General features: G+C 72.1%; 2 protein-coding genes. Both read left to right on the forward strand.

Annotation, left to right across the window (positions count from 1 at the left end):
• A complete protein-coding gene (locus AB4Y92_RS13320) occupies nt 1-10,890 on the forward strand; it encodes an SDR family NAD(P)-dependent oxidoreductase (protein WP_441820089.1) in 10,890 nt (3,629 codons plus the stop codon).
• A 79-nt stretch (nt 10,891-10,969) separates the two neighbouring features.
• Nucleotides 10,970-12,205, forward strand: a complete 1,236-nt coding sequence (locus AB4Y92_RS13325; RefSeq protein ID WP_441820090.1) for a cytochrome P450 — start codon at nt 10,970-10,972, stop codon at nt 12,203-12,205.
• The last annotated feature ends 33 nt before the right edge of the window (nt 12,206-12,238 follow it).

A 12,238-nucleotide genomic window follows, 5' to 3' on the forward strand; every position in this document is an offset into this window, starting at 1 on the left:
ATGCGCCCGTCCGAGCCCACCGCCATCATCGGCATCGCCTGCCGGTTTCCGGGCGCGCGCGATCCGGCGCAGTTCTGGGCCAATCTGATCGGCGGCGTCGATTCGGTCGTCGAAGTGCCGGACGAGCGTTGGCCGCAGACGCACTATCGCCCCGAGTACGGCGCCGCCGGGGCCACGCGCAGCCGCTGGTGCGGTGTGATCGATGACGTCGACCGCTTCGACGCGCGTTTCTTCCAGATCTCCGCACGCGAAGCGCGCAGCATGGACCCGCAGCAACGCCTGTTGCTGGAGGAAAGCTGGCATTGCCTGGAAGATGCGGCGATCGCGCCGCAGCGCCTGCGCGAAGCGCGCACCGGCGTGTTCGTCGGGGTGATGGCCGGCGACTACCAGCAACGCCTGATCCAGGCCGATATCGAGCCCGATGCGTTCTCGGCGCTGGGCAACTACGAGTGCATCCTCGCCAACCGTCTGAGCCACTGCCTGGGCCTGTCCGGGCCGAGCCTGTCGGTCAACGCCGCCTGTGCCTCGTCGCTGGTGGCCTTGCATCTGGCGCGGCGCGCGCTGGCGGCGGGCGATTGCGACTACGCCCTGGTCGGCGCGGCCAATCTCAACCTGCATCCGTGGAAATACCGTTCGTTTTCGCAAGCCGGCATGCTCAGCCCGCGCGGGCGCTGCCGCACCTTCGATGCCGGCGCCGACGGCTACGTGCCCGGCGACGGCATCGGCGCGGTGTTGCTGACCGGGTTGGATCGCGCGCGCGCCGGCCATCACCGCATCCATGCGGTGGTGCGCGGCTCGGCGACCAATCACGTCGGCGGCGGGCGCTCGATCACCGCGCCGAGCGTGGTTTCGCAGCGCCGCCTGATCGAGGCGGCGGCGGCCGATGGCGGCGTGGATCTGACCGGCGTGCAGTACGTCGAAGCGCACGGCACCGGCACCTCGTTGGGCGATCCGATCGAAGTCGCAGCGTTGGAGCAGGCGTTCGCGGCGGCGGGGGCGGCCGCGAACGCCGGCCGCCATGGCACGATCGCGCCGACGCTGCATGTCGAACAACCCAATCCCTTGCTGGAACTGGAAGCCTCGCGCTTTCGTCTGGCGCGCGCGGCGATGCCCTGGCCGCGACCGCCGGGCGAACCGCGCCGCGCCGGGCTGAGCTCGTTCGGGTTCGGCGGCACCAATGCGCATCTAGTGATCGAAGAGGCGCCGGTGATCGACCGGCCGGCCGCACCCGACGGCGCGCCCGAACTGTTCTGCCTGTCCGGTCATTCGTCCGAAGCCTTGGCGCGGCAGGCCGATGTGTGGCGTCAGTGGCTGCAATCGCCGGCCGCGGATGCGGCGGAACTGCGCGATCTGTGCGGCGTCGCCGCGCAGCGGCCGGGATTGACGCACCGCCTCGCGGTGGTGGCGCACAGTCGCGTCGAATTGGCCGCGGCCTTGGCGCGCGCGCCGGAAGCTACTGCAGAAGCGGCTGCGTCGCCGTGGCGGCTGTGCTTCGCCGGCGCGGACACGAGCTGGGCGCTGGCCGCGTATCGGCGTTTGTCCGCGCTGGGCTTCGCGCCGGACCTGATCGGTTTCCACGGCGGCGGCTGGCGCGCGGCATTGGACGCGGCGGGGGTGCTCGACATCGATGCGGATACGACGGCGCCGTTGCGGCGTCCGCGCATCGCCGTGCTCGATCCGGTCGGCGGCGGCCTGTTGCGGCCGTGGCGCGCGCGCGCGAACTACTTGATGGCGCTGCGCGAGGCCGGCACGGCGGGCGGGCGCGCGTTCGCTTCGGCGATGCAGGCGCGCGGGCAAGCGCTGTGGCAGCGTCAGCCGACATTCTCCAAATACCTGCGCGAGTGGGAGACGCCGCTGCGTGAGGCCGGGATCGCGCTGGAGGCGATATTCGCCGCCGATCCGCCGCCGGTCGCGGTGCTGGCGCTGACGGTGGCCCTGCGCGAGGTGGACGAACGCTGGGCGCTGGGCCGCGCGCCGCGTCTGGATGCCGATTACGACGAACTGGTCGACCTGATCGTCGATGGCGCGCTGGAGCGCAGCGACGCGGTCGCGCTGTTGACCGCACCGGCGCTGGATGCGGGCGAACGCTTCGAACACGGGCTGGCGCGCATCGATGCGCGCCGCGACTACCGCGCGCTGCGCGCCTGCAACGCCGCGCTGGACGAGGTGGGCGATCCGCAGTCGTGGCTGGCCCGGCTCGAAGCCGCGCCGCCGGTGCGGTGTCCCGAGACCTATCGCACGGTGTACCTCGGCGGCGACGGTTCGCCGGCCGAGCCGGGCATCGTCTTGAACACGGGCGACGAACGCGCATGGCGCAGTTTCGTCGGCGAACTGTGGCGCGCCGGTGCGCCGGTGGAGCCGGCCGGGTTGTACCCGCCGGGCAGTTTCGTTCCGACCGACGCGCCGACGTATCGGTTCGCCGGCGCGAAGGCCTGGGTCGCCACGCCGGCTTCCGCGGCTGATAACGCCGAGTTGCCACACGCTTCCGAAAACGACGCGCCAGTGCGAACGGACGAAGCCGCCGCCGTCACGGCCGCGCCATGGACACTGCTGGAAACGATGCGCGAACACCGCATCGACGGCCGCCCGCTGTTGCCCGGCGCCTGCCTGATCGAATCAGCATGGACGGCGATGGACGAAGACCTCGGCGCGGTGGTGTTGCTGCGCCCGGTCGGCCTGGACGACGAACACGGCCCGGCGCCGGCATTGGCGGTCGAACGCGACGGCGAACGCGTGCGCGTCCTGCACGCCGCGGCGGCGGCCCTGCGCGCGAGCGGATGCGGCCGCAGCGAGGCGCCCGCGCCGATCGACTGGATCGGCGCGCCGCTGGCGGCGCATGCGGACGAAGCGGTTTACGCCGAATTCGGCGCGCGTGGCTACGGCTACGGTGCGCGCCTGCGCACGCTCGGCGCCAGCCGCCGCGGCGCGGCCGGCGTCGAGTTCGCGCTGACCGCGAACGCGCGCGGATCGCTGGCCGGCCTGATCGAGGCCGGCTTCCAGGCATTGCTCGCGGCCGCCTGGGGCCGCGCGGAACAGGGGGACCCGGTGCCAGGGACGGCGCTGTTGGTCCCCTTCGCGATCGAGCACTTGCGCCGCGAACCCGATGCGCTGCAGGCGGCCGACCGGGTCGCGGTGGCGTTCGACACGCTCATCGTCGGCCGTTGGGGCGTGCGCGGCCGCGCCTGCGTGTGCGACGCGCGCGGGCGGGTGCTGCTGGCGCTGGACGGCGTGGATTTGCGGCCGTGGTCCGCGCCGCGCGCGCGGCCGGCCGACGCGGCGATAGCAAACACAACAACAAACGCGGCAGCGGATGCAGCGGCGGACGCAGCGGCTACGGTTGCGCAAGCAGACCCGGGCTTGCTGCATTGCCCGGTCTGGTATCCGGCGCCGCTGCCGGAAGCGCCGGACGATATCGCCGCCGATAGCATGGATAAGGCCTCGCTGTGGATCGTCGCCGCCGCCGGCGCCGCGGCCGACGCATTGGCCGCCATCGCTCCGGCCGCGCGCCGCGTTGATCCGAGCGCATGGCGCAGCGTCCACGATGCCGAGCGCGATCTGGCCGGCGCGCTCTGGCCGCACCGCGTGGTGGCCTTGTTCGGCTTCGCCGGCGATGCCTGCGCACCGGAAACCGCGGTGCTGCATCTGTGCCGCGCGTTGGCGCGGCGCCGGCCGGTGCCGGCGTTGGAACTGACGATCGCGACCTTCGCGGCGCAATCGGTCGAGCCCGGCGAAACGCCCGGCGTGCCGGCGCTCGCCGCCGCAATCGGCGTGGCGAAATCGGCGGCGCGCGAAATCGAAGGATTGCAGTTGCGGGCGGTGGATCTACCGGCAGCGCCGTCGCCGGCGCAGTGGCGCGCCTTGCTGCGGGAACGCGGCCCGGCGCCGCTGCACGAATTGGCCTATCGCGGCGCGCAACGCCACACGCGCGCGCTGGCGCCGTTGCCGCCGCCCACCGGCGCGCCGCCGTTGCGCGAGGGCGGTACTTACGTCGTGATCGGCGGTCTGGGCGGCCTGGGCCGGGCGCTGGCGCGGTGGCTGGCGCGGCGCTACCACGCCCGCATCGCCCTGATCGGACGGCGCGCAGCGGACGCCGACAGCGCCGCGCTCACGGCCGAACTGACCTTGCTGGGCGGCCAGGCCGAATACCTGAGCGCCGACGTGTGCGATCGCGATGCGCTCGCCGGCGCGTTGGCCCGCGCCCGCGCGCGCTTCGGCGCGCTGCACGGCGCGCTGCACTCGGCGGTGGCGATGGCCGACCGTTCGATCCGCCATCTCGACAGCGGCCATTTCGAACACGTCTACGCGGCCAAGGCCGAAGGCTCGCGGCTGCTCGCCGAGCTGACCGCCGGCGATGGCCTGGACGTGCTGGCCCTGTTCTCTTCGGTGCTCACCCTGCAAGGCAATGCGGGGCAGGCCAACTATGTCGCCGCCTGCGCCTACCAGGACGCGTTGGCCGAACGCCTGCACAGCGAAGGCCGGCGCGCGCTGAGCATCGGCTGGGGCTATTGGGGCGAAGTCGGCGCCGTCGCCGATCCGCATCACGCGCAGTTGCTGAGCGAACAAGGCATTCCGCCGATCCGGATCGCCGAGGCCGAAGCCGGCTTCGCCGCCGCGCTGGCCAGTGGGCGGCCGCGCGTGGTCGTGGCGCGTTTGAGCGAAACGCGTCGGGCGTCGATGGCGTGGAACGCGCCGGCCGATGAGGACGCGGGCGAGGGCGATGCGGCCGCGTTCGTCGCGCTGGCAGCCTGCGTGCGCCGCGATGCAGATCACCGTCGGCTGTTGTGCGACGCCATCGACGATGCGCTGCGCGCGCGGCCGGATCGCAGCGTGCGCGTGCTCGAACTCGGCGCCGGCCATGGCGAAGGCGTCGAACGCGCGCTGCCGGCGCTGGACGCCGCCGGCCCGCGCGTGGAGTACGTCTGCGCCGACGCATCGCCCGAGCGCGTCGCGTTCCTCGCCAACCGTTTCGCCGACCGCCCGTATCTGCGCAGCGTCGTGCTCGATCCGGATGCGATCCCCGCCGCGCGCGGCGACGGCTTCGATCTGGTTGTGATCGACGTCGTGCGCCATGACCGCGCCGACGCGCAGCGCCTGCTAGCGGCCGCCGCCTGGCTTGCCGACGACGGCGAACTGCTGCTGGCCGAGCGCGCCGACGCGGCACGCGATGAGCCGGCATGGCTGGCCGCCGCCGGTCTGGCGCCGCTGCCCGAGCGCGCCGTGTCCGACCACGGCGCGATACGCCTGCATCGCCTGCGCCGTTCACCGGCGCCTTCTTCCCCCTCTTCCAAGACCGCCCCGATCATGACCGCCGACCGTTTGCGCAGCCTGCTCACTCAGATCACCGCCGCCGTGCTGGAGGTCGAGGCGCGCGAACTCGATCCGGCCGACAACTTCACCGATCTGGGCGTGGACTCGGTCCTGGGCGTGGAACTGGTGGCCAAACTCAACGCCGCTCTGGGCACGCGCCTGGAGCCGACCGTGGTCTACGACTACCCCACGATCCAGGCGCTGGCCGAGTCGCTGTGCCGCGATGCGGCGGTGGTGGCGCGGGTCGTGCCGCAGGAAGCGCCGGCGGCGATTGCCGTGCCGATATCGCCAGTCGCATCGCAGCAACCCAGCGCGCCGTCGCCGCCGATATCGCCGCCGCCGCAGATCGCACCTACGTCAACTAACGCGCATCCGCACGCGCACACCGCACCGACGACCGGCGACATCGCAGTGATCGGCATGGCCGGACGCTTCCCCGGCGCGCGCACGCCCGACGCGTTCTGGGCCAACCTCGCCGCCGGCGTGGATTCGATCACCGAAGTGCCGCGCGAGCGATGGGACCTGGACGCGGTGTTCGACGCCGATCCACGCCGCCCCAACACCACCTACTGCCGTTACGGCGGTTTCCTGGACGGCGTCGATCGCTTCGACGCGAGCTTCTTCCGCATCGCCCCGCGCGAAGCCGAACGCATGGACCCGCAACAGCGCCTGCTGCTGGAAGAAAGCTGGCGCGCGCTGGAAGACGGCGGCTACGCCGGAGTGCGCCGCGAGGGCGCGCGCCTGGGCGTGTTCGTCGGCGCGCGCGCCGGCGACTACCTGCTGGAACTCTATCGCCGCGGCTGCGATATCGACGCGGCCAGCTTCACCGGCACCGACGTTGCGATGCTGGCCGGCCGCGTGGCCTATCAGCTCGACGCCACCGGCCCGGCGCTAAGTGTGGACACGGCCTGCTCGGCCTCGTTGGTGGCGATCCATCAAGCCTGCCAGCACCTGCGCAGCGGCGAGGCGGATCTGGCCTTGGCCGGCGGCGTATTCGTGATGAGCGGGCCGCAGTTCCACGTCATGGCGAGCAAGGCCGGCATGCTGGCGCCGGGCGGACGCTGCCGCGCGTTCGACGATGGCGCGGAAGGTTTCGTTCCCGGCGAAGGCGCGGGCATGGTGCTGCTCAAACCGCTGGCGGCGGCGCTGGCCGATGGCGACCACGTCTACGGCGTGATCAAGGCCAGCGGCGTCAATCAGGACGGCCGCACCAACGGAATCACCGCGCCCAGCGCCCGCTCGCAGACGCGGTTGATCGGCGAAGTGCAGCGTCGCGGCGGCATCGAGCCGCGCAGCATTTCCTATGTCGAAGCCCACGGCACCGGCACGCGCCTGGGCGATCCGATCGAGGTCGAAGGCCTGTGCGCGGCGTTCGAGGCCGACGGCGCCTTGCCGCCGGCGAGCTGCGCGCTGGGCTCGGTCAAGACCAACATCGGCCACGCCGCCACCGCTGCCGGCGTGGCCAGCCTGATCAAGGTGCTGCTGGCGATGCGCGCGCGGCAGCTGCCGCCGTCGCTGCATTTCCAGCGCGAGAACACTCACATCGGTTTCGCCCGCACGCCGTTCCGGGTGGTTACTCAATTGGAGCCGTGGCCGCAGGATCGCGGGCCGCGCCGCGCGGCGATCAGTTCGTTCGGTTTCAGCGGCACCAACGCCCATGCGGTGATCGAACAGGCGCCGGACGCGCCGGCGCGCGCGCCGCGCCGGGAAGCGGCATTGTTCCTGCTGTCGGGCGCGACCGCTGATGCGCTGGCGCGCCGGGTCGCCGATTTGCGCGCATGGCTGCGCGGCGACGGCGCATCGGCGCAGGCCCCGGCCGATGTCGCCTACAGCCTGGCCGTGCGTCAGCACGAGCGGGTGCGCGCCGCGTTCGTGGCCGCCGATCTGGCCGAACTGGCGCAGCGTCTGGACGCCTGGTCGGCGCCGTCCGCTGCCGCCCGCGCACCCGCGCGCGAGAGCGGCGCGCTGCTGCGCCTGTTCGTCGATCGCCTGATCGCCGAAGTGCCGACGGCGCACGACGACGGCGAACGCCGCGCGCGCCTGGACGCGATCGGCGAAGCCTTTCTCGACGGTCTGGCGATCGACGGCCGCCGGCTGCATGCGGGCGGCGATGCGCGGATCGTGCCGCTGCCGACCTATCCCTTCGAAGCGGACCGGCATTGGCCGGACGCGGAAGCGGCGACGGCGGTGCATCCGCTGCTCGCGACCACGCATTCGCGCGCCGCGGGAACGACGCGGATGCTGGCGCGCAAATGGATCGCCGCGCCGGCATCGCGCGCCGCCGCCGTCGCGGCGCGCGGACTGGTGGTGTTGACCGGGCCGCGCGACAGCGACGCCACGCGATTGTTGTGCGAGCGCCTGGGCGCGGTGCGGCGCGTGCCGGCGCCGGCCACGGCCGCGGACGGCCGCGCGCTGGCCGAGACCTTGCTGACCGATGAGTCGTTCGACGGCTTGATCGACCTCAGCGACCTGGGCGGCGGCGCGCCGGCCCTGGCCCGCATCGCGCTGCTGCAACGGCTGGCCGAGGCCGGCCGCCAGCGCGCGATGAGCGTGCTGCACGCCAGCGACCGGCAAGTGGCGATCGGCCGCGCCGGCGCGTTCGACGGCGAGGCCGCACTGATCGCGGCGCTGGTCGCGCGCCTGCACGCCGAGCACCGCGCACTGCGCGCGCGCAGCGTCGATCTGGATTCGCACGAAACCGCGGCGGATCTGGCGCAAGCCTTGCTGGACGAACTGGCCGATCTGCGCGCCGGCGGCGAATCGGGGCAGATCGTGTTGCGCGCCGGCGCCCGCTACCGCGCGGCGCTGGAAACGGTGGCGATGCCGGCGGCCGGCGCGCTGCCGGTAGTGGCCGACGGCGTCTATGTCGTCAGCGGCGGCGTGCGCGGCCTGGGTCTGGAAGCGGCGCGCGCGCTGGTCGCGCGCGGCGCCCGCCGGCTGGTCCTGCTGGGTCGCCGGCCGCTGCCGTCGCAGTCGCAGTGGCCGGCGCTGTTGGCCGATCCGGCGACGCCGCAAGCGTTGCGCGAGCGCATCGCGCCGTTGCAGGCGCTGGCCGAAGCGGGCGTGGCGCTGGAAGTGCACGCGGCCGCATTGGACGACCGCGACGCGCTGGCGCCGGTGCTGGAGCGCGTGCGCCGCGACTGGGGCCCGATCCGCGGTTACGTGCATTGCGCCGGCGCGGTAGACCTGCGCCAGCCGGTGTTCGCGAACAAGACCGCCGAGTCGATCCAGGACGTGATCGCGCCCAAGTTGGCCGGATTGGCGTTGGCCGACGAATTGTTGAACCGCGATCGCCTGGACTTCGTCGTGGCGTTCTCTTCGGTGTCGGGCCTGGTGCCGCGCCTGGCCGCCGGCCTGCTGGATTACGCCGCGGCCAACGCCGCGCTGGCGACCTGGGCCGAGCAACGCCGCGCCGCCGGACAGCCGTGCTGGGCGCTGGCCTGGGGCAACTGGACCGGCACCGGCATGGGCCCGGCCACCGGCCGCGTTTACGACGGCTTGGGCCTGGCCACTCACGACGTGGCCACCGGCCTGGATTTGCTCGACCGCGCGCTCGGCGTCGCGGCCGGCGCGGTATTGCCGCTGGCGGTCACGCCGGACGCGTTCGACGTGCAGGCATTGATGGAATGGGAGGCCGCGCCGCACACGGTTATGGCGGCAGTGTCGCCGCGGGAGCCGGCGCAGGAGCCGGCTCCTGCGGCCGCGCGCTCGGGCGATCCGGCGGCGTTGCACGCGCGGACGGTCGCGACGTTGCGGCCGTTGCTCGCGCGCGCTCTGAAGCTGCCCGAGGCGCGGATCGACGCCGACGCGCAGTTCCGCGATCTGGGCATCGACTCGATCCTGGTGGTCGAGTTCAACGTCGGCCTGGAACGGTGGCTGGGCACGGCGCTGGACCCCTCGCTCGCGCTCGATCATTCCTCGCTTGACGCGTTGGCGCAGGCCTTGCTGCGCACGCGCCGCGACGCGGTGCTGGCCGCGCTGGAGGCAACGGCGCCGGTTGCGGACGCGCCGGCCGCGAGCGTTGCCGACGCCGTCGTCGCTGCACCCATCGAATCACCGCACCGCACCGAGCACGTGTCCGCACCGGCGCTCCCCGCTGGCGCCGACGCGCCGCCCTACGCACCCATCGCCGTGATCGGCATGGCCGGCCGCCTGCCGGGCGCGCCGGACCTGGACGCGTACTGGCGCCTGCTGCGCGAAGGCCGCGAAGGCACGCGTGAAATCCCGGCCTCGCGCTGGTCGATCGAACGCCACTACGCGGCGACGGAAACCGCCGGCAAGTCGATCAGCAAGCGCGGCGGTTTCATCGACGACATCGAAGACTTCGATCCGGACTATTTCGACATTCCCGCCAGCGATGCGGCCGAAGTCGATCCGCTGATCCGTCAATGCCTGGAAGTCGGCGCCGCGTGTTTCCACCACGCCGGCTACGCGCGCGAGGAACTGGCCGGCCGCGCGATCGGCGTGTTCGTCGGCGCGCGCACCAGCCAGTACGCCGAGCGTCTGGTCGCGCCGGGCCGGCGCGCCCTGCTCGGCGTCGGGCAGAACTTCATCGCCGCGCATCTGTCGCATTTCTACGATCTGCGCGGGCCGTCGATGGTGATCGACAGCGCCTGTTCGTCGTCGCTGTCGGCCCTGCATCAGGCCATCGCCAGCCTGCACTCGGGCGAGTGCGAACTGGCCATGGCCGGCGGCGTGGAAATCCTGCTCGACGAAGTCGTGTACCAGCGCCTGTCCGAGGCGCGGGTGCTGTCGCCGCAGGGGCGTTGCGCGGTGTTCGACGAAGCCGCCAACGGCTTCGTGCCGGGCGAGGGCGCCGGCGCGGTGTTGCTCAAGCCGCTGCAGCGCGCGCTGGCCGACGGCGATCATATCTACGCCGTCATCGAAGCCACCGCGCTCAACAACGACGGCCGCACCATGGGCGTGACCACGCCCAATCCGGCCGCGCAGCAGCGTGTGGTGCGCGAGGCGCTGCGGCGCGCCGGACTGGACGCGCGCTCGATCGGTTATGTCGAAGCGCACGGCACCGGCACCGCCTTGGGCGATCCGGTGGAACTGCGCGCGCTGACCGAACTGTTCGCCGCCGACGGCGCGGCGCCGGGCCAGTGCCCGGTCGGCAGCGTGAAAAGCAATCTGGGTCATCTGCTCAGCGCGGCCGGCATCGCCAGCCTGCTCAAGGTGGTGCTGGCGCTGGGCCGGCGCGAACTGCCGCCGACGCTGCATTGCGAACGGCCCAACCCGCGCTTCGACTTCGCCGCTTCGCCGTTCCGGCTCTGTCTGCGCACCGAAGCGTGGACCGGACCGCTGCGCGCGGGCATTAGTTCGTTCGGCTTCGGCGGCACCAACGCCCACGCCATCCTTGCCGCGGCGCCGCCGCATTCGCCGCAGCGGCAGCCGTTGCCGCCGCCGGTATTCCAGCGGCGCCGGTTCTGGCTGGAGCGCGCGCCGGCGATCGCGGCGCACGCGACGACCGCGCCGACGTCCGTACCGGCCGCACCGCTCGCCGCGCCTGTGCCGATGCGCGCGGCCGCGCGGCCGCTGGGCGGCATCTCGTTCGAGCCCGACGCCGCGCGCATCGCCTAGGCGGCGCGGCGTCCGTTTCCTTCCGTCCCACCCCAATCGCCGCCCGAGCGCGGCCCCCGCCAGCAGGAGAGAGAGCACCGTGTCCGCCATCGATATCCGCGAGCCCGAAGCACAGAGCGTTGAGGTCAACATCCTCAGCGAAGCGTTCCATCGCAATCCGTATCCCTATCTCGCCCAGATGCGCGAGAACGAGCCGGTCTATTGGAGCCAGGAGACCCGCCACTGGGTGCTCACCCGCTACGACGACGTCAAGGTTGGCCTGCGCGATCCCAGCCAGTTCTCCAGCCAGAGCAGCGAAACCTTCGTGGTGCGCCCGGACTTCCGCGAGCACCTGGAACCGCTGGTGCGCATGTTCTCGATGTGGGCGGTGATGAAGGACGACCCCGAGCACAAGCGCCTGCGCGGCCTGATCAACCGCGCCTTCCATCCCGACAGCCTCGGCGATATCCACGCTCGCGCCTACGAGACCGCGAACTGGCTGATCGACCGGGTCTACGACCAGGGCGAGATGGATTTCATGAACGACTACGCCTTCGCGCTGCCGGCGATCATCTTCGCGGAGATCCTCGGCATGGACCGCAAGGACTTGCCCAACTTCAAGGCGCTGGGCGCGCAGATCGCGCACGCCGCCGGTCGCTCGGACAGCCTGGAAGTGATGTTGGCCGGGCAGCAGGCGATGCAGATGCTCGCCGCCTACCTGGAAGAGGTGATCAAGGACCGCAGCGCCAACCCGCGCGATGATTTCGTGTCGTACATGGTCAAGGAGTGGCGCGAAGGCGGCAAGCTCAGCCTGGAGGAAGTGGTCGCGCAGATGGTGCTGTTGCTGGCTGGCGGCCACACCACCACGCAGAACGTGATCGGCGCCGGCCTGCTGCAGTTGTTCAAGCAGCCCGACCAGTTGGAACTGCTGAAGACGCGGCCGGAAATCATGAAGCCGGCGATCGAGGAGATCGTGCGCTTCACCTCGCCCGCGCAATGCCCCACGCGCATCGCCGCGCACGACATCGAGTTGCGCGGCCGCCTGATCCGCAAGGGCGACGGCGTGATGCCGTTCGTGGCCGCGGCCAATCGCGATCCGGAAGTGTTCGCCAATCCGGACAAGCTGGACCTAACCCGCGAGCACAACCCGCACCTGGGCTTCGGCGGCGGCATCCACACCTGCCCGGGCGCGTTCCTGGCGCGTGCGGAAATCCCCGTGGCCTATCGCGTGCTGTTGCAGCGCATCCCTGATATCCGCCGCAAGAGCCAGGAAGAGGACTGGAACATGAACCTCAGCTTCCGCGGCCTGCAGACCTTCCCGGTCTGCTGGGGCTGAGCCGCCGTTCCGACCAGTAACCAGGGAGCTGTA

Origin of the sequence: Lysobacter sp. TAB13, assembly GCF_052113885.1 — a bacterium.
Lineage (GTDB): Bacteria > Pseudomonadota > Gammaproteobacteria > Xanthomonadales > Xanthomonadaceae > Lysobacter > Lysobacter gummosus.